The 20,145-nt window shown below is 70.6% G+C and carries 16 protein-coding genes; 3 read left to right on the forward strand and 13 right to left on the reverse strand.

Annotated elements, in window-relative coordinates; genetic code table 11:
* Position 1 precedes the first annotated feature (1 nt).
* The 9 genes from rplB to rpsL all read right to left on the reverse strand — a co-directional run bounded on the left by rplB (position 2) and on the right by rpsL (position 7,633).
* Positions 2-835: a 50S ribosomal protein L2 gene (rplB, locus tag BMW27_RS18420; protein ID WP_091446671.1), complete on the reverse strand. Its 834-nt coding sequence runs from the start codon at positions 833-835 to the stop codon at positions 2-4.
* A gap of 44 nt (positions 836-879) precedes the next feature.
* Positions 880-1,182 (reverse strand): 50S ribosomal protein L23, encoded by a 303-nt coding sequence (gene rplW, locus BMW27_RS18425; protein WP_012950480.1) that lies wholly within the window; start codon positions 1,180-1,182, stop codon positions 880-882.
* Complete coding sequence (gene rplD, locus BMW27_RS18430) at positions 1,179-2,153, reverse strand: 50S ribosomal protein L4 (RefSeq protein WP_091446675.1); 975 nt, start codon at positions 2,151-2,153, stop codon at positions 1,179-1,181. Before rplD ends, rplW begins: the two co-directional genes overlap by 4 nt.
* The gene (rplC, locus tag BMW27_RS18435; protein ID WP_091446677.1) at positions 2,150-2,815 is read right to left on the reverse strand and encodes a 50S ribosomal protein L3; all 666 of its coding nucleotides are present in this window, start codon (positions 2,813-2,815) and stop codon (positions 2,150-2,152) included. The genes rplD and rplC overlap by 4 nt, the downstream gene beginning before the upstream one ends.
* 15 nt (positions 2,816-2,830) lie before the next feature.
* Entirely contained in the window at positions 2,831-3,136 is a 306-nt protein-coding gene (rpsJ, locus tag BMW27_RS18440; RefSeq protein WP_012950483.1) for a 30S ribosomal protein S10, read from the reverse strand.
* Positions 3,137-3,303: 167 nt separating this feature from the next.
* Entirely contained in the window at positions 3,304-4,497 is a 1,194-nt protein-coding gene (gene tuf / locus BMW27_RS18445; RefSeq protein WP_012950484.1) for an elongation factor Tu, read from the reverse strand.
* Between the two features lie 90 nt (positions 4,498-4,587).
* The gene (gene fusA / locus BMW27_RS18450) at positions 4,588-6,687 is read right to left on the reverse strand and encodes an elongation factor G (protein ID WP_091446679.1); all 2,100 of its coding nucleotides are present in this window, start codon (positions 6,685-6,687) and stop codon (positions 4,588-4,590) included.
* Between the two features lie 99 nt (positions 6,688-6,786).
* Positions 6,787-7,257, reverse strand: coding sequence for a 30S ribosomal protein S7 (gene rpsG / locus BMW27_RS18455; RefSeq protein WP_012950486.1), 471 nt, complete (start codon positions 7,255-7,257; stop codon positions 6,787-6,789).
* Between the two features lies 1 nt (position 7,258).
* Positions 7,259-7,633, reverse strand: coding sequence for a 30S ribosomal protein S12 (rpsL, locus tag BMW27_RS18460; protein WP_012950487.1), 375 nt, complete (start codon positions 7,631-7,633; stop codon positions 7,259-7,261).
* 550 nt (positions 7,634-8,183) lie between these two features.
* On the opposite strand from rpsL, the gene BMW27_RS18465 reads away from it, so the two are divergent.
* From BMW27_RS18465 to BMW27_RS18475, 3 genes are all read left to right on the forward strand, one after another.
* Positions 8,184-9,158 carry a chymotrypsin family serine protease gene (locus tag BMW27_RS18465; RefSeq protein WP_091446683.1) on the forward strand — a complete coding sequence of 325 codons (975 nt, stop codon included), beginning with the start codon at positions 8,184-8,186 and terminating at the stop codon, positions 9,156-9,158.
* A 154-nt stretch (positions 9,159-9,312) separates the two neighbouring features.
* Positions 9,313-9,528: a hypothetical protein gene (locus BMW27_RS18470; protein ID WP_072919054.1), complete on the forward strand. Its 216-nt coding sequence runs from the start codon at positions 9,313-9,315 to the stop codon at positions 9,526-9,528.
* Positions 9,529-9,702: 174 nt separating this feature from the next.
* Positions 9,703-10,746 (forward strand): LLM class F420-dependent oxidoreductase, encoded by a 1,044-nt coding sequence (locus BMW27_RS18475; RefSeq protein WP_091446685.1) that lies wholly within the window; start codon positions 9,703-9,705, stop codon positions 10,744-10,746.
* Between the two features lie 193 nt (positions 10,747-10,939).
* Here the strand turns inward: BMW27_RS18475 and BMW27_RS18480 are convergent, their stop codons facing one another.
* The 4 genes from BMW27_RS18480 to rplJ form a co-directional block, all read right to left on the reverse strand.
* Positions 10,940-14,845 carry a DNA-directed RNA polymerase subunit beta' gene (locus BMW27_RS18480; protein ID WP_091446687.1) on the reverse strand — a complete coding sequence of 1,302 codons (3,906 nt, stop codon included), beginning with the start codon at positions 14,843-14,845 and terminating at the stop codon, positions 10,940-10,942.
* A gap of 100 nt (positions 14,846-14,945) precedes the next feature.
* A complete protein-coding gene (rpoB, locus tag BMW27_RS18485) occupies positions 14,946-18,455 on the reverse strand; it encodes a DNA-directed RNA polymerase subunit beta (RefSeq protein WP_091446688.1) in 3,510 nt (1,169 codons plus the stop codon).
* A gap of 622 nt (positions 18,456-19,077) precedes the next feature.
* Complete coding sequence (gene rplL / locus BMW27_RS18490; RefSeq protein WP_072919047.1) at positions 19,078-19,473, reverse strand: 50S ribosomal protein L7/L12; 396 nt, start codon at positions 19,471-19,473, stop codon at positions 19,078-19,080.
* A 17-nt stretch (positions 19,474-19,490) separates the two neighbouring features.
* Positions 19,491-20,093, reverse strand: a complete 603-nt coding sequence (gene rplJ, locus BMW27_RS18495) for a 50S ribosomal protein L10 (protein WP_091446690.1) — start codon at positions 20,091-20,093, stop codon at positions 19,491-19,493.
* Between the last annotated feature and the right edge of the window lie 52 nt (positions 20,094-20,145).

Consider the following 20,145-nt stretch of genomic DNA (forward strand, 5'->3'; position numbering starts at 1 on the left):
CTCAGCGCTTCTTGTTGGTGCGCCGGCGGCGCACGATCAGGGCGTCACTGGCCTTGCGCTTGCGCGTGCGGCCCTCCGGCTTGCCCTTCGGGTTCACCGGGTGGCGACCACCGGAGGTCTTGCCCTCACCACCACCGTGCGGGTGGTCCACCGGGTTCATGGCGACACCGCGGACGGTCGGGCGCTTGCCCTTCCACCGCATGCGGCCGGCCTTGCCCCAGTTGATGTTCGACTGCTCGGCGTTGCCCACCTCGCCGACGGTCGCGCGGCAGCGGACGTCGACGTTGCGGATCTCCCCGGACGGCATGCGCAGCTGCGCGAGCCGGCCCTCACGGGCGACCAGCTGGACGCTCGTTCCCGCGGAGCGGGCGATCTTGGCGCCGCCACCCGGCCGGAGCTCGATGGCGTGGACCACCGTGCCGACGGGGATGTTGCGCAGCGGCAGGTTGTTGCCCGGCTTGATGTCGGCCGCCGGGCCGCACTCCACCGTGTCGCCCTGCCTCAGCCGCGCCGGCGCGATGATGTAGCGCTTCTCGCCGTCGGCGAAGTGCAGCAGCGCGATGCGCGAGGTGCGGTTCGGGTCGTACTCGATGTGCGCGACCTTGGCCGGCACACCGTCCTTGTCGGCCCGGCGGAAGTCGATCACCCGGTAGGCGCGCTTGTGCCCGCCGCCCTGGTGTCGAGCGGTGACCTTCCCGTGGACGTTGCGCCCGCCGCGACCGTGCAGCGGCCGGACCAGCGACTTCTCGGGATGGTCGCGGGTGACCTCGGCGAAGTCGGCGACGCTGGAGCCGCGGCGGCCCGGCGTCGTCGGCTTGTACTTGCGGATAGCCATTGCTGACTCAGTTCCTCTGTCTCTGGTCCGATCGGTCCGGGCGCTCAGGCGCCGGGACCACCGAAGATCTCGATGCGGTCGCCGGGCGCCAGCGAGACGATGGCGCGCTTGGTGTCCTTGCGCTTGCCGAGCTTGTTGCCCTTGCTGCGCTTGCGCTTGCCCTGGCGGTTGATCGTGTTCACGCCGAGGACCTTCACGTTGAAGACCTGCTCGACCGCGATCTTGATCTGCGTCTTGTTGGCCTCGGGCAGGACGACGAACGTGTACTGATTCTCGTCGAGCAGCCCGTAGCTCTTCTCCGAGATGACCGGGGACAGCAGGACGTCCCGGGGGTCGCGGACGCTCATGCCTTCTCCTCGGGGGTCGCGTCGGTGGTGCCGTCCTCGGTGGGCGGCGTGGCGTCGGCGCCGGCGTTGGCGACCTCGGCCTGCGCGACCGGAGCCGCGGCGGCCTCGGCGGCGGTGGCCGGAGCGGCCTCCTGCGCCGTGGTGGCCGCAGGTGCGGCAGTCCTCGCGGCGGACGTCGTCTCTGGGGCCGGCTCGGCCGGGCTCTCGCCCAGGTCGAGGTCGGTCGTCCCCTCGCCCTGGATCGACGGGATGGCGCCCGGGATGTCCGGCGTCGTCAGGTCGGGCTTGGTGACCCCGCGGCCCTTGGCCGGACTGGCGACGAACTCGGCCAGCGCGGCCTCGGTGAAGACGACCTCGTCGGCCACCAGCACGTCGTAGGTGTTGAGCTGGCCCGCCTCGAGCAGGTGCACCTGCGGCACGTTGCGCAGGCTCACCCAGTTGAGGACGTCGTCGCGGTCGAGGACCACGAGGACCCGCTTGGCCCGGGTGATGGACTCGAGGGTCGCCAGCGCGGCCTTGGTCCTCGGGGCGTCGCCGTCGACGAAGGTGCTGACCACGTGCACGCGGTTCTCGCGGGCCCGGTCGGAGAGCGCGCCGCGGAGCGCGGCGGCCTTCATCTTCTTCGGCGTCTTCTGCGAGTAGTCCCGCGGCTGCGGGCCGTGGACGGTGCCACCGCCGGTGAACTGCGGGGCCCGGATGGAGCCCTGCCGCGCGCGGCCGGTGCCCTTCTGCCGGTACGGCTTGATGCCACCGCCGCTGACCTGGCCGCGGGTCTTCGTCGCGTGCGTGCCCTGGCGCGCGGCGGCCAGCTGGGCCACCACGACCTGGTGCATCAGCGAGACGTTGGCCGACGCGTCGAAGAGCTCACCGGGCAGCGTCACGCTGCCGGAGGTCTCCCCCGCCGGGGTGCGGACGTCGACCTGCCGGTCGGTCCGGGTGTCGGTCGCCCCGCCGTTGGTGGACGTGGTCACTGGTTCTCACTCCCCACGGGGCCACCCTTGACGGCCGAGCGAACGAGCACGAGGCCGCCCTTCGGACCGGGGATCGCGCCCTTGATCAGCAGCAGCCCGCGCTCGGCGTCCACCTTGTGGACGGTCAGCGACAGGGTCGTCGTCTTGACGGCGCCCATGCGGCCGGCCATGCGCAGGCCCTTGAAGACGCGGCCGGGGGTCGAGGCCCCGCCGATGGAACCGGGCGACCGGTGCTTGCGCTGGGTGCCGTGCGCGGCGCCGAGACCCTTGAAGCCGTGGCGCTTCATGACGCCGGCCGTGCCCTTGCCCTTGCTGGTGCCGATGACGTCGACCTTGGCCACGCCGTCGAAGACCTCAGCGGTCAGCTCCTGGCCGACCGTGTACTCCGACGCGTCCTTCGTGCGCAGCTCCACCAGGTGGCGTCGCGGCGTGACGCCCGCCTTGGTGAAGTGCCCGCCCTCGGGCCTGTTCACCTTGCGCGGGTCGATCTCGCCGAAGCCGAGCTGGACGGCGGAGTAGCCGTCGACCTCGGGGGTGCGCACCTGGGTCACCACACACGGGCCCGCCTTGACGACGGTCACCGGCACGATGCGGTTGTTCTCGTCGAAGACCTGGGTCATGCCCAGCTTCTCGCCGAGGAGTCCGCGGAATGTGCTCGCCATGTCTGCTGACTGCCCTTACTGGATGTTGACGTCGACCGAGGCCGGCAGGTCGATGCGCATGAGCGCGTCGACCGTCTTCGGCGTCGGGTCGAGGATGTCGATGAGGCGCTTGTGCGTACGCATCTCGAAGTGCTCGCGCGAGTCCTTGTACTTGTGCGGCGAGCGGATGACGCAGTACACGTTCTTCTCCGTCGGCAGCGGCACCGGGCCGACGACGCGCGCACCGGTCTTGGTCACCGTCTCGACGATGCGCCGCGCCGAGGCGTCGATCGCCTCGTGGTCGTAGGCCTTCAGCCGGATGCGGATCTTCTGTCCCGCCATCGCTGTCTTCTGCTCCTGCCGATCGGTGTTCGTTCGTAGCTGGGGAACGCCGGGAGGTCCTGACCGTCATCCGGTCGGGCCCCAGCGGGATGGGTGGCCGTGCACACACACGCGACCACCCGGGACGGGCGGCGGCGCAGGGGTGCGCCGCCGCCCGTCGGAGGGTGTTACTTGATGATCTTGGTGACGCGACCGGCGCCGACGGTGCGGCCACCCTCACGGATGGCGAACCGCAGGCCCTCCTCCATGGCGATCGGCTGGATGAGCTCGACCGTCATCTCGGTGTTGTCGCCCGGCATGACCATCTCGGTGCCGGCCGGCAGGGTCACGACGCCGGTGACGTCGGTCGTCCGGAAGTAGAACTGCGGACGGTAGTTGTTGAAGAAGGGCGTGTGACGACCACCCTCGTCCTTCGAGAGGATGTAGACCGAACCCTCGAAGTTCGTGTGCGGGGTGATCGAGCCCGGCTTCACGACGACCTGACCGCGCTCGACGTCCTCGCGCTTGATGCCGCGGAGCAGCAGACCCACGTTGTCGCCGGCCTGGCCCTGGTCGAGCAGCTTGCGGAACATCTCGACACCGGTGACGGTCGTCTTGGTCGAGTTCGGGCGGATGCCGACGATCTCGATCTCCTCGGAGACCTTGACGATGCCGCGCTCGACGCGACCGGTGACGACGGTGCCGCGACCGGTGATGGTGAAGACGTCCTCGACCGGCATGAGGAACGGCTTGTCGATCTCACGCTGCGGCTCGGGGATCGCCGTGTCGACGGCGTTCATGAGCTCCATGAGCTTGTCGCCCCACTCGGCGTCGCCCTCGAGGGCCTTGAGCGCCGAGACGCGGACCACGGGGACGTCGTCGCCCGGGAACTCGTACTCGGAGAGCAGCTCGCGGACCTCGAGCTCGACGAGCTCGAGGATCTCCTCGTCGTCGACCATGTCGGCCTTGTTGAGCGCCACGACGATGTAGGGGACGCCGACCTGGCGGGCCAGGAGGACGTGCTCCTTGGTCTGCGGCATCGGGCCGTCGGTCGCGGCGACCACCAGGATGGCGCCGTCCATCTGCGCCGCACCGGTGATCATGTTCTTGATGTAGTCGGCGTGCCCGGGGCAGTCGACGTGCGCGTAGTGACGGTTCTCCGTCTGGTACTCGACGTGGGCGATCGAGATCGTGATGCCGCGGGCCTTCTCCTCGGGCGCCTTGTCGATCTGGTCGAAGGCCGACGCCTCGTTGAGGTCCGGGTACTTGTCGTGCAGCACCTTGGTGATCGCCGCGGTCAGCGTGGTCTTGCCGTGGTCGATGTGCCCGATGGTGCCGATGTTGACGTGCGGCTTGGTCCGCTCGAACTTGGCCTTGGCCACTGGGTTCCTCTCCTCGTGGTGTCGCAGTCGTGCGCGATCTCTGGGGTGGGCTTGCTGGGGGCCGGGCGGGGAGTACCCCCGCCCGGCGGGTCACTCGCCGGTCGCCTTGGCGATGATCTCCTTGGCGACGTTCTGCGGGACCTCGGCGTACGAGTCGAACACCATGGTGTAGCTCGCCCGCCCCTGGGTGCGGCTGCGCAGGTCGCCCACGTAGCCGAACATCTCCGAGAGCGGGACCAGGGCCCGGACGACGCGGGCGCCGGAGCGCTCCTCCATCGCCTGGATCATCCCGCGCCGGGAGTTCAGGTCGCCGATGACGTCGCCCATGTAGTCCTCGGGCGTGACGACCTCGACGGCCATCATCGGCTCGAGCAGGGCCGGGCTGGCCTTGCGGGCGGCCTCCTTGAAGACCATCGAGCCGGCGATCTTGAAGGCCATCTCCGAGGAGTCGACCTCGTGGTACTGGCCGTCGATCAGCGTGGCCTTGACACCCACGACCGGGTAGCCGGCCAGGATGCCGTACTGCATGGCGTCCTGGATGCCCTGGTCGACCGAGGGGATGTACTCCCTCGGGATGCGACCACCGGTGACGGCGTTCTCGAACTCGTAGGTCGCCGAGTCCCCGCTGATCTCCAGCGGCGCCAGGGTGACCTGGACCTTCGCGAACTGACCCGACCCACCGGTCTGCTTCTTGTGGGTGTAGTCGTACTTCTCGACGGCCTTGCGGATCGTCTCGCGGTACGCGACCTGCGGCTTGCCGACGTTGGCCTCGACCTTGAACTCGCGCCGCATGCGGTCGACGAGGATCTCCAGGTGGAGCTCGCCCATGCCGGAGATGACCGTCTGGCCGGTCTCCTCGTCGAGCCGCACCTGGAAGGTCGGGTCCTCCTCGGCCAGCTTCTGGATGGCCGTGCCGAGCTTCTCCTGGTCGCTCTTGGTCTTCGGCTCGATGGCGACCGAGATGACCGGCGCGGGGAAGGTCATCGACTCCAGGATGACCGGGTTCTGCGGGTCGCAGAGCGTGTCACCCGTGGTCGTCTGCTTCAGGCCGACGACCGCCACGATCTGACCGGCGCCCACGCCCTCGCGCTCCTCGCGCTTGTTCGCGTGCATCTGGTAGATCTTGCCGATCCGCTCCTTGCGGTCCTTGGTGCTGTTGAGCACCGGGGACCCGGAGGAGAGCTTGCCCGAGTACACGCGGACGTAGGTCAGCTTGCCGAGGTGCTGGTCGGTCTGGATCTTGAAGGCCAGCGCCGAGAACGGCTCGCTCTCGTCGGCGTGCCGGAGGACCTCGGTCTCGCCGTCCAGCGCGGTGCCGACGATCGCCTCGACGTCCAGCGGGCTGGGGAGGTAGTCGGTGACGGCGTCGAGCAGGGGCTGGATGCCCTTGTTCTTGAACGCCGTCCCGGTGAGGACCGGGTTGACCTGCGCGGCGATGGTCGCCTTGCGGATCGCGGCCTTCAGCCGGTCGACGGAGATCTCCTCGCCACCGAGGTAGGCCTCCATGAGCTCGTCGTCGAAGTCGGCGATGCCCTCGAGCAGCTTCTCGCGGTACTCGGCGGCCTGGTCGGCGAGGTCGGCCGGGATCTCCTCGACCGAGTAGTCCTCACCCATGGCGGTCTCGCCGCGCCAGGTGAGCGCGCGCATCTGCACCAGGTCCACGACACCGATGAAGTCGGCCTCGGCACCGATCGGCAGCTGCAGCACCAGCGGGTTGGCGCCCAGCCGCTCGACCATCATGTCGACGCAGCGGAAGAAGTTCGCGCCGGTCCGGTCGAGCTTGTTGACGAAACACATGCGCGGGACGCCGTACTTCTCCGCCTGCCGCCAGACCTGCTCGGTCTGCGGCTCCACGCCGGCGACACCGTCGTAGACCGCCACCGCACCGTCGAGCACCCGCAGCGACCGCTCCACCTCGACGGTGAAGTCGACGTGCCCGGGGGTGTCGATGATGTTGATGTCGTGGCCGTTCCAGGTGCACTTCGTCGCGGCGGACGTGATGGTGATGCCGCGCTCCTGCTCCTGCTCCATCCAGTCCATCGTGGCCGCGCCGTCGTGGACCTCACCGATCTTGTAGTTGATACCGGTGTAGAAGAGGATGCGCTCGGTCGTCGTGGTCTTGCCGGCGTCGATGTGCGCCATGATCCCGATGTTGCGGGTCTTGGCGAGGGTGGCCTGGGTGTCGGCCATGGATCTCTCCTCTGTGGATCGGGTCCGCGTACGGGGTCCGGGTGGTGGCCCGGAGCGCCCGCCGGCCGCGGGGGCCGGCAGAGCCGGCCGGGGTGGCACTTACCAGCGGTAGTGCGCGAAGGCCTTGTTGGACTCGGCCATCTTGTGGGTGTCCTCGCGACGCTTCACCGCGGCACCGAGACCGTTGCTCGCGTCGAGCAGCTCGTTCATCAGCCGCTCGGTCATGGTCTTCTCGCGGCGGGCCCGGCTGTACTGGATCAGCCAGCGCAGGCCGAGGGTGGTGCTGCGCGAGGCGCGGACCTCGACCGGGACCTGGTAGGTCGCACCACCGACGCGGCGGCTGCGGACCTCGAGGGCCGGCTTGACGTTGTCCAGCGCACGCTTGAGGGTGACGACCGGGTCGGTGTCGGTCTTGGTGCGGCAGCCCTCGAGGGCGCCGTAGACGATCGCCTCGGCGACCGAGCGCTTGCCGTCGACGAGCACCTTGTTGACCAGCTGGGTCACCAGCGGTGACTGGTACACCGGGTCGGCGACCAGCGGGCGGCGCGGTGCGGGGCCCTTGCGCGGCATGTCAGCTCTTCTCCTTCTTCGCGCCGTACCGGCTGCGAGCCTGCTTGCGGTTGCGGACACCCTGGGTGTCGAGCGAACCGCGGATGATCTTGTAGCGCACGCCGGGGAGGTCCTTCACGCGACCGCCGCGCACGAGCACCATCGAGTGCTCCTGCAGGTTGTGGCCGACGCCCGGGATGTAGGCGGTCACCTCGATGCCACTGGTGAGGCGGACGCGAGCGACCTTGCGCAGCGCCGAGTTCGGCTTCTTCGGCGTCGTCGTGTACACGCGGGTGCACACGCCGCGACGCTGAGGGGAGCCCTTCAGCGCCGGGGTCTTGGTCTTCTCGACCTTGTCCTCGCGGCCCTTGCGGACCAGCTGGTTGATCGTGGGCATGGGTGGCCTGGATCTCCTACCTGCGCTGGGTCGTGCTGTGGACGGTGCTCTGCTGTGCCGGGTGCCGGTCCTGCCGGGCCGTACCCACCTCCGGTCGTGACCCACCACCGGTCCCCGCGGTCGGGCGTGTCGCCCTCCCCAGGACCGGCCGGCGGTTGGAACCGGATCGGTCGCCCCCCGCGACTCGGCGCCACCACCTGTCAGCAGGCGCACCGCGAACGGGAGCAGGCCCAGGGCACCCTGGGCACGGCTGACCACGATACCCGCGTGCCGGAGACCGGTCAAAGCCGGGTCCACCACAGCTCGGCGGGCGGGGTCGAGCCCTGTCCACCGGGGGGTACGCCGGGGTCAACGTCGTCCGGGGCGCCTCGTGTTCCCGGCGGACGGACCCGGCGCGGGCCGGGGGTGGCGCGACTGTAACGGCTCCCGGCGGGGGACGGGTCGCACGCCTGCCCGACACCCCGGGACGAGGAGAACGGCCTCGCGCGACTGTCGGACCCCGGCCCTACGGTCGGTGCCAGGACGCCCACCCACCGCCACCGGAGGACCCGTGCACGTCGACCTCGCCCGCGAGCTCAAGGCCCACCTGTCGGCCCGGCTGGCCCGCTCCGCCGAGCCGGTGACGGCCAGCGACGCCGGCGGCCCGCGGTGGGCGCGCCCCGCCCTGGGGCTGGCACCCGTCGCCCCGGGTCAGGCGCACCTGGCCATCCGGCTGGCGGCCAAGGAGGACGCCGACGTGCTCCTCGCGGGCCTGGACGACGCGGTGCTCGGGGAGGTCGACGTCCGCGTCATCGGCGCCGTCCGGGCACTCTCCTCCCCCACGCCCGAGGAGCTCCAGCAGCGCGTGCGGCCGCTGTTCCCGGGGCTGTCCATCGCGCACCCCGCGGTCTCGGCGGGGACGCTGGGGGGCTTCGTCCGGGTCGGCGGCCGGCTCGCCGTCCTGTCGAACAACCACGTGCTGGCCGCCGCCGACGCCGCCTCGGTCGGCGACCCGGTGCTGCAGCCCGGCCCGGCCGACGGCGGGGACCCGGCGACCGACCGGGTGGCCACGCTGACGGCCTTCGAGCGGTTCACCGCGGAAGGCCGGGCGAACCTGGTCGACGCCGCGGTGGCGGTCGTCGACGCCGAGGTGCCCCTGGAGCCGGGCCGGCTGCCCGGGGGGCCGCTCGGTGCCGAGCCCCTGCAGGTCGACGACGTCGAGCCCGACGACCAGGTGGAGAAGGTCGGGCGCACCACGGGTCACACCGTCGGGCGGGTCAGCGCCGTCGAGGTCGACGGCGTGGCCGTCCAGTACGACCGGGCGATCTACACCTTCGACGACCAGCTCGAGATCGACGGCGTCACGGGCGGCTTCAGCGCCGGTGGCGACAGCGGCTCGGTCATCTGGCGCAGCGCCGACCGCGCTCCGCTGGGCCTGCTCTTCGCGGGCAGCGAGACGGGCGGACGCGCGGGCGGCGGGGTCACCTTCGCCAACCCGCTCGCGACCGTGCTGTCGGTCCTCGACCTCCGGTGGGTCGCCTCCTAGCGAGGGGACTCCCCTGCCCCACAGCCACGCGCGAGTCCGCGGCGGGCCCTGCAGGGGAGCGGCCCGTCCCTCCTCCCGTCTGCAGGCCCGGGGCGGGGCCCCGGCCGGGGCCGACGGCCTGTCATCCGGCCGCTCGACAGGGCACCATGGGCGCATGACCGACCGCGCGTCCGCCCGAGCCGCGAAGAGCGCCCTCAGCCACCGGCTGGCGGCCGATCCGGGGGTCGTGGGTGTCGGGCTGGCCCGTCGGGACAGCGGTTACGTCGTCAAGGTCGACCTGGCCGACGCGCACGCGGCCGAACGCGTGCCCGGGGACGTCGACGGCGTCCGGGTGGTCACCGAGGTCGTCGGGGTCGTCCGCCCGCTCTGACGGAGGACCTCCCCGCCCCCCTCGCAGGCCCGTGGCGGGCCCCTGCAGGGAGGCCGCCCCCCTCCCGGCCCTCGCAGGCTCGCGGTGCGCCCCTGCGGGAGGGCCGACCTCAACCACCACTCGATACGGTCGGCGGCGGCGCCAACGGTGGCGCCGTCGACCCGAGGAGTGGACGTGCGCATCGGCATCCAGGCCAGCTACAGCGGGGGGTTCCACCAGACCGCCGCGGAGATCCGTGAGCTCGAGTCGGCGGGCCTCGACCTCGCGACGGTCGCGGAGGTCTACACCTTCGACGCCGTCAGCCAGCTGGGCTACCTGGCCGCGGTGACCGACCGGGTCGAGCTGATGAGCGGGATCTTCCCGATCTACAGCCGCACCCCTGCCCTGACGGCCATGACCGCCGCCGGCCTGGACTTCGTCTCCGACGGCCGCTTCACCCTCGGGCTCGGCGCCTCCGGCCCCCAGGTCATCGAGGGCTGGCACGGCGTCCCCTACGACGCGCCGCTGCAGCGCACCCGCGAGGTCGTGGAGATCTGCCGGCAGGTGTGGCGCCGGGAGCGGCTGGTCCACGAGGGCCCCAAGTACACGGTCCCGCTGCCGGCGGAGCAGGGCACCGGCCTGGGCAAGCCGCTCAAGCTCATCAACACCCCGGTGCGCGACCGGATCCCGGTCATGCTCGCCGCCCTCGGCCCCAAGAACGTCGAGCTGGCCGCCGAGATCGCCGAGGCGTGGGAGCCGATCTTCTTCATGCCGGAGCGGGCGGGCTCCGTGTGGGGGGACTCGCTGGCCGCAGGGAAGGCCGCGCGGGACCCGGCCCTGGGTGACCTGCAGATCGTGGTCGGCGTCCCGGTCGCCATCGGGGACGACGTGGAGCCCATGCTGGACCTGGTCCGGCCACAGCTGGCGCTCTACATCGGCGGCATGGGTGCGCGCGGCAGGAACTTCTACAACGACCTGGCCTGGCGGTACGGCTACGAGGACGAGGCCCGCACCATCCAGGACCTGTACCTCGACGGCAGGAAGGACGAGGCGGCCGCCGTCGTCCCCGAGGAGCTCGTGCGGGCGGTGTCCCTGGTCGGCCCCGAGTCGCACGTCGCCGAACGCGTCGCCGCCTTCCGGGAGGCCGGCGTCACCACGCTGCTGCTGCAGCCCCTCGACGACAGCCCCGAGAGCCGGCTGCGGACGGTCGAGACCATGCGGAAGGTCGTTGACCGGTGAGCGCAGCCGCTTCCGTCACGTGACAGAGGGGCGACGACCGCCGGGGCGCCGCCCTGGCTGGTCACCGTGGGCGCCGGACAGCGCAGAGGGCCCCGCAGGCGTTCGCCTGCGGGGCCCTCCTCACGTTGCTGGAACGGCCTCCCTCAGGGCCCCACCGCGAGCGTGCGAGCGGTGGGGGGAGGGAGGTCCTCCCTCAGCCCCGCCAGTCGTACTCCTCCAGGCGCACGGCCTCGCCGCTGCCCTGACCGAAGACGTCCGGGCTGTAGTACTGCCCGTCGTCGTACCCGGCCATCGTGTACACGGCGGCGCGGGCCTCCTCGGTCGGCTCGACCGTGATGTTCCGGTAGCGGCTGATGCCGGTACCGGCCGGGATCAGCTTCCCGATGATCACGTTCTCCTTGAGGCCGAGCAGGCTGTCGCTCTTGCCCTGGATCGCGGCGTCGGTGAGCACCTTGGTCGTCTCCTGGAAGGAGGCGGCCGACAGCCACGACTCGGTCGCGAGCGAGGCCTTGGTGATGCCCATGAGCACCGGGCGGGCCGAGGCCGGCTCGTTGCCCTCGGCGACGACCCGACGGTTCTCGGTCTCGAACAGCGTCCGCTCGACCAGCGCACCGGGGAGGAACTCCGTGGCGCCCGAGTCGATGATGGTCACGCGCTTAAGCATCTGGCGGATGATCACCTCGATGTGCTTGTCGTGGATCGACACGCCCTGGCTGCGGTAGACCTCCTGCACCTCGCGCACCAGGTGCAGCTGCACCTCGCGCGGGCCCATGATCCGCAGCACCTCGTGCGGGTCCACCGCACCCTCGGTGAGCTGCTCGCCGACCTCGACGTGGGCGCCGTCCTCGACGCGCAGCCGCGACCGACGCGACAGCTTGTCGTAGACGACCTCGTCGGAGCCGTCGTCCGGGGTGATCGTGAGCTTGCGGAACTGCTCGCCGTCCTCGATGCGGACGGTGCCGGCCAGCTCGGCGATCGGGGCCTTGCCCTTGGGGACGCGGGCCTCGAAGAGCTCCACCACGCGCGGCAGACCGTGGGTGATGTCCTCACCCGCGACACCCCCGGTGTGGAAGGTGCGCATCGTCAGCTGGGTGCCGGGCTCACCGATCGACTGGGCGGCGATGATGCCGACCGCCTCGCCGACGTCCACCAGCTTGCCGGTCGCGAGGGACCGGCCGTAGCAGGTGGCGCAGGTGCCGAGCAGCGACTCGCAGGTCAGGACGCAGCGGACCTTGACCTCCGAGACACCGGCGTCGACCAGCTGGCTGATCAGTACGTCACCCAGGTCGGAACCCGCCTGGGCGATCAGCGTGCCGTCCTCGGCCGTCACGTCGGCGGCCAGTGCACGGGCGTAGACGCTGGTCTCCGCGTGCGGGTCACGGGTGAGCACGCCGTCCACCGAGGTCGCGATCGGCATGAACACGCCGCGGTCGGTGCCGCAGTCCTCCTCGCGGATGATGACGTCCTGGGAGACGTCGACTAGCCGGCGGGTGAGGTACCCGGAGTCCGCGGTGCGCAGCGCCGTGTCCGCCAGACCCTTGCGGGCGCCGTGCGTGGAGATGAAGTACTCCAGCACGGACAGACCCTCCCGGAAGTTGGCCTTGATCGGCCGCGGGATGATCTCGCCCTTCGGGTTGGCCACCAGGCCGCGCATACCGGCGATCTGGCTGATCTGCATCATGTTGCCTCGGGCGCCCGAGTTGACCATGACCCAGACCGGGTTGGTGGTCGGGAAGTTGTCCACCATCGCCTGGCTGACCTCGGCCCGCGCGCGGGTCCAGATCTCGATCAGCTCGCCACGACGCTCGGCGTCGGTGATGACGCCGCGCTCGTACTGGCGCTCGATCTGCCGGGCCTCGTTCTCGTGCCGGTCGAGGATCTCCTGCTTGGCCGGCGGGGTCACGACGTCGTCGATGGCGATCGTGACGCCCGAGCGGGTGGCCCAGCGGAAGCCGGCCGACTTCAGGGCGTCCAGCGTCGCCGCGACCTGCACCTTGGGGTAGCGCTCGGCGAGGTCGTTGACGATCGCCCCGAGCTCCTTCTTCGGCACCTGGTAGTTGACGAAGCGGTAGTCCTCGGGCAGGGCCTCGTTGAACAGCACCCGGCCGAGGCTGGTCCGGACCAGCGCCGGCTGACCGGGGGTCCAGTCCTCCGGCTGCTCCCACGGCTCGTTGACCTTGCCGTTGTCGACGCCGAACACCTCGTCGAGGCGGATGAGCGCCCGCTCCTGCAGACCCAGCGCGCCCTTGTCGAACGCCATGATCGCCTCGGCGGTCGAGCCGTAGGCCGCCGGCGGACCGCCGTCGGCCTCGTGCCGGCTGGGCACCAGGGTGGTCAGGTGGTACAGGCCCAGCACCATGTCCTGGGTCGGCGCGGTGATCGGACGACCGTCGGCCGGGCTCAGGATGTTGTTGCTGGACAGCATCAGGATCCGGGCCTCGGCCTGCGCCTCGGCCGACAGCGGCAGGTGCACCGCCATCTGGTCACCGTCGAAGTCCGCGTTGAACGCGGTGCAGACGAGCGGGTGGATCTGGATGGCCTTGCCCTCGACCAGCTGCGGCTCGAAGGCCTGGATGCCCAGGCGGTGCAGCGTCGGCGCCCGGTTCAGCAGCACCGGGTGCTCGGTGATGACCTCCTCGAGCACGTCCCACACGACCGGCCGCGCGCGCTCCACCATCCGCTTGGCGGACTTGATGTTCTGCGCGTGGTTGAGGTCGACCAGCCGCTTCATCACGAAGGGCTTGAACAGCTCCAGGGCCATCTGCTTGGGCAGGCCGCACTGGTGCAGCTTCAGCTGCGGGCCGACGACGATGACCGAACGGCCGGAGTAGTCGACGCGCTTGCCGAGCAGGTTCTGGCGGAACCGGCCCTGCTTGCCCTTGAGCAGGTCGCTCAGGGACTTGAGCGGACGGTTGCCCGGGCCGGTGACCGGCCGGCCGCGACGGCCGTTGTCGAACAGCGCGTCGACGGACTCCTGGAGCATCCGCTTCTCGTTGTTCACGATGATCTCGGGGGCCCCGAGGTCGAGCAGCCGCTTCAGGCGGTTGTTCCGGTTGATCACGCGGCGGTACAGGTCGTTCATGTCGCTGGTGGCGAAGCGGCCACCGTCGAGCTGCACCATCGGGCGCAGGTCCGGCGGGATGACCGGGACGCAGTCGAGCACCATGCCCATGGGCGAGTTGCGCGTCTGCTGGAACGCCGCGACAACCTTCAGCCGCTTGAGGGCCCGCAGCTTGCGCTGGCCCTTGCCGCTGCGGATGGTCTCGCGCAGCGAGGTGGCCTCGGCGTCGAGGTCGAAGTCGGCGAGCAGCTTCTGCAGCGCCGCGGCACCCATGCCGCCCTCGAAGTACTCACCGAAGCGGTCCCGCAGCTCGCGGTAGAGGCCCTCGTCGGCGATGAGCTGCTTGACCTCGAGCTTGCGGAAGGTGTCGAGCACCTCCTCGAGGCGGTCGATCTCCCGCTGGGCGCGGTCGCGCAGCTGGCGCATCTCGCGCTCGCCGCCCTCGCGCACCTTGCGGCGGACGTCGGACTTGGCGCCCTCGGCCTCGAGCTCGGCGAGGTCGGCCTCCAGCTTCTGCTGGCGGGCCTCCACGTCGGCGTCGCGGCGGCTCTCGAGGTTGTGCTTCTCCGCGCTGATCTCGGCCTCGATGGTCGGGAGGTCGCGGTGGCGCGTCTCGTCGTCGACCGAGGTGATCAGGTAGGCCGCGAAGTAGATGATCTTCTCGAGGTCCTTGGGCGCCAGGTCGAGCAGGTAGCCCAGGCGCGAGGGGACGCCCTTGAAGAACCAGATGTGGGTGACCGGCGCGGCCAGCTCGATGTGGCCCATCCGCTCACGACGCACCTTGGCGCGGGTCACCTCGACGCCGCAGCGCTCGCAGATGATGCCCTTGAAGCGGACGCGCTTGTACTTGCCGCAGTAGCACTCCCAGTCCCGCGTGGGACCGAAGATCTTCTCGCAGAAGAGACCGTCCTTCTCCGGACGCAGCGTCCGGTAGTTGATGGTCTCGGGCTTCTTCACCTCACCGTGCGACCACTGACGGATGTCGTCGCCGCTGGCAAGACCGATGCGGAGCTCGTCGAAGAAGTTGACGTCGAGCACTGAGTGGACCCCTTTCCCGGGGCTCGGTTACTGCACTTCCTGCTGATGGTCGTTGGGGGGCACCGGCCGGCCCCGCTGCTGGGGGCCGGCCGGCGGCCGATCACACGTCCTCGACGGACGACGGCTCGCGGCGGGACAGGTCGATGCCCAGCTCCTCCGCGGCCCGGAAGACCTCGTCGTCGGTGTCGCGCAGCTCGATCGCCTGGCCGTCGCCGGAGAGGACCTCCACGTTCAGGCAGAGCGACTGGAGCTCCTTGAGCAACACCTTGAACGACTCCGGGATGCCCGGCTCGGGGATGTTCTCGCCCTTGACGATCGCCTCGTACACCTTGACGCGGCCGAGGATGTCGTCGGACTTGATGGTGAGCAGCTCCTGCAGGGCGTAGGCCGCGCCGTAGGCCTGCATCGCCCAGCACTCCATCTCACCGAAGCGCTGGCCACCGAACTGCGCCTTACCACCCAGCGGCTGCTGCGTGATCATCGAGTACGGGCCGGTCGACCGGGCGTGGATCTTGTCGTCGACCAGGTGCAGCAGCTTCAGGATGTAGACGTAGCCGACCGAGATCGCCTCGGGGAAGGGCTCCCCGGAGCGGCCGTCGAACAGCCGCGCCTTGCCGGTGGGCTGCACCATCCGGTTGCCGTCGCGGTTCGGGATCGTCGAGCCGAGCAGGCCGACGATCTCCTCCTCGCGGGCGCCGTCGAACACCGGCGTCGCCGTCCGGGTGCCCGGGTCGGCGGCACGGGCGGCGTCGGGCAGGTTGGCCGCCCACTCCGGGGTGCCCTCGACCTGCCAGCCGGACTTGGCGACCCACCCGAGGTGGGTCTCCAGGACCTGGCCGACGTTCATCCGGCCGGGGACGCCCAGCGGGTTCAGGACGATGTCCACCGGGGTGCCGTCCTCGAGGAACGGCATGTCCTCCTGCGGCAGGATCTTCGCGATGACGCCCTTGTTGCCGTGGCGCCCGGCGAGCTTGTCGCCGTCGGAGATCTTGCGCATCTGGGCGACGTAGACCCGGATCAGCTCGTTGACGCCGGCGGGCAGCTCGTCGCCGTCCTCGCGGGAGAACACGCGGACGCCGATGACCTTGCCGGACTCACCGTGCTTGACCTTGAGGCTGGTGTCGCGGACCTCGCGGGCCTTCTCACCGAAGATCGCCCGCAGCAGCCGCTCCTCGGGGGTCAGCTCGGTCTCGCCCTTGGGCGTGACCTTGCCGACGAGGATGTCGCCGGGGACGACCTCGGCACCGATGCGGATGATCCCGCGCTCGTCGAGGTCGGCGAGGACCTCCTCGGAGACGTTCGGGATGTCCCGGGTGATCTCCTCGGCACCGAGCTTGGTGTCACGCGCGTCGACCTCGAACTCCTCGATGTGGATCGAGGACAGGACGTCGTCCTGCACGAGGCGCTGCGACAGGATGATCGCGTCCTCGTAGTTGTGGCCCTCCCACGGCATGAAGGCGACGAGCAGGTTCTTGCCCAGCGCCATCTCGCCCTGGTCGGTGCACGGTCCGTCGGCGATGACCTGGCCGACCTCGACCCGCTGCCCCTCGTCCACGACGGGGGTCTGGTTGATCGAGGTGCCCTGGTTCGAGCGACGGAACTTCAGCAGCCGGTAGGTCTGCCGGGTGCCGTCGTCGGCCATGACGGTGACGTAGTCGGCGGTGGAGTCCTCGACCACGCCGGCCTTCTCCGCCACGACGACGTCGCCGGCGTCGACGGCGGCACGCAGCTCCATGCCGGTGCCGACCAGCGGCGCCTCGCTGCGCAGCAGGGGGACGGCCTGACGCTGCATGTTCGCGCCCATGAGCGCGCGGTTGGCGTCGTCGTGCTCGAGGAACGGGATCATCGCCGTCGCGACCGAGGTCATCTGCCGCGGCGAGACGTCCATGTAGTCGACGTTCTCCGGGACGAGGTAGTCGACCTCACCGCCCTTGGTGCGGACCAGGACGCGGTCCTCGGCGAACCGGCCCTGGGCATCCAGCGGCGAGTTGGCCTGGGCGACGACGAAGCGGTCCTCCTCGTCGGCGGTCAGGTAGTCGATCGTGTCGGTGACGACGCCGTTCTGGACCCGGCGGTACGGGGTCTCGATGAAGCCGAAGGCGTTGACCCGGCCGTAGGCCGACAGCGAGCCGATCAGGCCGATGTTCGGGCCTTCCGGCGTCTCGATCGGGCACATCCGGCCGTAGTGGCTCGGGTGCACGTCCCGGACCTCCATGCCGGCCCGCTCCCGGGACAGACCACCCGGGCCCAGCGCCGAGAGGCGGCGCTTGTGGGTCAGGCCCGCGAGCGGGTTGGTCTGGTCCATGAACTGGGACAGCTGGCTGGTGCCGAAGAACTCCTTGATGGAGGCGACGACCGGCCGGATGTTGATCAGGGTCTGCGGCGTGATGGCCTCGACGTCCTGGGTCGTCATCCGCTCGCGGACGACGCGCTCCATGCGGGAGAGGCCGACCCGGATCTGGTTCTGGATCAGCTCGCCGACGGTGCGCAGCCGACGGTTGCCGAAGTGGTCGATGTCGTCGACGCCGTGCTCGGGCTCGCCGGCGTGCAGGCGCACCACGTACTCGATGGTGGCGACGATGTCGTCCTCGGTCAGCGTCAGGGTGCCTTGCGGCACGTCGACGCCGAGCTTCTTGTTGACCTTGTAGCGGCCCACCTTGGCCAGGTCGTAGCGCTTGCCGTTGAAGAACAGGTTCTCCAGCAGCGCCTGCGCGCTCTCCCGCGTCGGCGGCTCGCCCGGCCGCAGCTTGCGGTAGATGTCCAGCAGCGCCTCGTCCTGACCGGCGATGTGGTCCTTCTCCAGGGTGGCCAGCACCGTGGGAGACCACTGGAAGTGCTCGCGGATGCGGTCCTCGGTCCAGCCCAGCGCCTTGAGCAGCACGGTGACCGGCTGCCGGCGCTTGCGGTCGATGCGGACGCCGACGGTGTCGCGCTTGTCGACGTCGAACTCCAGCCACGCACCGCGGCTGGGGATGACCTTGGCGCTGAACACGTCCTTGTCGGAGGTCTTGTCCAGGGTCTTGTCGAAATAGACGCCCGGGCTGCGGACCAGCTGCGAGACGACGACGCGCTCGGTCCCGTTGATGACGAACGTGCCCTTGTTCGTCATGATCGGGAAGTCGCCCATGAACACCGTCTGGCTCTTGATCTCGCCGGTGGTGTTGTTCATGAACTCGGCGGTGACGAACAGCGGCGCCGCGTAGGTCATGTCCTTGTCCTTGCACTCCTCGAGGGACGCCTTGACGTCCTCGAAGCGCGGGTTGGAGAAGGACAGCGACATCGAGCCGCTGAAGTCCTCGATCGGGGAGATCTCCTCGAGGATCTCGGCCAGCCCGCCCACGGCGTCGGCCTGCTCCTCCGGCGAGAGGGTGGCCCGCCACGCGGGGCTGCCGATGAGCCAGTCGAACGAGGCGGTCTGCAGCGCCAGGAGGTCCGGCACCTCGAGCGGCTCGGAGATCTTGGCGAACGAGACGCGCAGCGGCGCGCCGGGGATCTTCTGCTGGTCGGCCTCACCGGTGCGGGGGCCGGCCTGGGGTGCCTGTGACTGCTGGCCGTAGGGCCCGGAGTCGGTCGTGCGGGGGTTGATGCTGGTGGGGCGAGAGCCTGCCAAGATGCGTCCTTCCAAGGACCTCACGACGTGCGGGCGGTGGGTGCTTGTTCGTCGTCGGCGGTGATGGCGGGGCTGTCCGCGTTCGTCCTGCCCGGACGGTCGGCGGGCGTCCGGAGAACGGTCCCCCGGGCACCCCAGGCGACCCGTCTCGGCGGGCAAGCAGTCAGGGGGCAGCGCAACAGAGAACCTTACCCCTGCTGCAGCCGGCTGTCCACGTCGGGGGTCCGCATGCGAGGGGGACCACACCCGGGAAGGGCAGCCGGCCAGCGGGGCCGGGTCGGGCCGTCGAGGACGGCCCGCTCATGATGCCAGTCCGGAGGCGGTCGTGGGACCACCACGCCGTGCGCGTCGGGTCTCCGCGACGTCCGCGGTGGGCCGAACAGCTGGTGGCGAGCAGCCGCGGCTCGCCGGACCCCAGGGTCCAGGAGCACCACCGCACCGCGCGTCCCGGACCACGCGGACCGGTGTGCTCGTGGACGGGGACGCACGGACGACGCAGGGGCCGCCCTCCGGGTGGAGGACGGCCCCTGCGGGTCGTGCGAGGTGGTGCACCCCGGCGGGCCCCGGGAAGTGGGTCACCTGACGGTGACGCACCCGGCGATCGGGACCGCCGGGTAGTGGGTCACTTGACGGTGACGGTGGCGCCGGCGCCCTCGAGAGCGGCCTTGGCCTTCTCGGCGGCGTCCTTGTCGACCTTCTCCAGGACCGGCTTCGGCGCGCCGTCGACCAGGTCCTTGGCCTCCTTGAGGCCGAGCGAGGTCAGGCCGCGCACCTCCTTGATGACCTGGATCTTCTTGTCGCCGGCGCCCTCGAGGATGACGTCGAACTCGTCCTGCTCCTCCGCGGCGGGGGCGCCACCGTCGCCGGCACCACCGGCGGCCGGGGCGGCCGCGACGGCGACCGGGGCAGCAGCGGTGACCTCGAAGGTCTCCTCGAACTGCTTCACGAAGTCGGACAGCTCGAGCAGCGTCATCTCCTTGAACGCGTCGAGCAGCTCCGTGGTGGACAGCTTGGCCATGATCTCTCCTTCTGGGGTCAGTCGGTGCTGGCCGCGGCGTCCGCGGCGGCAGCGGTGTCGGTGGTGGTGTCAGCAGCAGCGGTGTCGGCGGCGGAGTCGGCACCCTCGGCGGGCTTCTTCTCCTGCAGCGCGGCGGCCAGACGGGCGACCTGCGACAGCGGGGCCTGGAACAGACCCGCGGCCTTGCTGAGGTTGCCCATCATCGCGCCGGCCAGCTTGGCCAGCAGGACCTCGCGCGGCTCGACGTCGGCGAGGGCGGTGACCTCGGCGGCGCCGACCGTGCGGCCCTCGACCACGCCGCCCTTGACGACGAGCAGCGGGTTGGCGCGCGCGAAGTCACGGATGGCCTTGGCCGCGTTGACCGGGTCGCCCTCGATGAAGGCGATCGCGGTCGGGCCGTTGAGCAGCGGCGCCAGGTCGGCGTGGCCGACCTGCTCCGCGGCCCGCTTCGTCAGGGTGTTCTTGACGACGGCGTAGCTGCTGCCCTCACCGAGGGAACGGCGCAGCTGGGTCAGCTGGGCCACGGTCAGCCCGCGGTACTCGGTGAGCACCGCCGCGCTGGACGACTGGAACCGCTCGGTGATCTCGTCGATCACCGCGGCCTTCGCCTGCGTGGGCATGGGCCTCCTCTCGTCGATCGGGCGGACCGCCGGCCGGTGCACGACGGCGGGC

This window comes from Geodermatophilus poikilotrophus, from assembly GCF_900111455.1.
Taxonomy (GTDB): domain Bacteria; phylum Actinomycetota; class Actinomycetes; order Mycobacteriales; family Geodermatophilaceae; genus Geodermatophilus; species Geodermatophilus poikilotrophus.

Bases quoted from the DNA above. Each gene is read 5' to 3' on its own strand.
- rplC (WP_091446677.1), bottom strand. From the start codon at position 2,815: ATGGCGAGCACATTCCGCGGACTCCTCGGCGAGAAGCTGGGCATGACC.
- fusA (WP_091446679.1), bottom strand. From the start codon at position 6,687: ATGGCCGACACCCAGGCCACCCTCGCCAAGACCCGCAACATCGGGATC.
- rplJ (WP_091446690.1), bottom strand. From the start codon at position 20,093: ATGCCCACGCAGGCGAAGGCCGCGGTGATCGACGAGATCACCGAGCGG.
- rplL (WP_072919047.1), bottom strand. From the start codon at position 19,473: ATGGCCAAGCTGTCCACCACGGAGCTGCTCGACGCGTTCAAGGAGATG.
- rpsG (WP_012950486.1), bottom strand. From the start codon at position 7,257: ATGCCGCGCAAGGGCCCCGCACCGCGCCGCCCGCTGGTCGCCGACCCG.
- rpsJ (WP_012950483.1), bottom strand. From the start codon at position 3,136: ATGGCGGGACAGAAGATCCGCATCCGGCTGAAGGCCTACGACCACGAG.
- rplB (WP_091446671.1), bottom strand. From the start codon at position 835: ATGGCTATCCGCAAGTACAAGCCGACGACGCCGGGCCGCCGCGGCTCC.
- rpsL (WP_012950487.1), bottom strand. From the start codon at position 7,633: ATGCCCACGATCAACCAGCTGGTCCGCAAGGGCCGCGAGGACAAGGTC.
- BMW27_RS18470 (WP_072919054.1), top strand. From the start codon at position 9,313: ATGACCGACCGCGCGTCCGCCCGAGCCGCGAAGAGCGCCCTCAGCCAC.
- rplW (WP_012950480.1), bottom strand. From the start codon at position 1,182: ATGAGCGTCCGCGACCCCCGGGACGTCCTGCTGTCCCCGGTCATCTCG.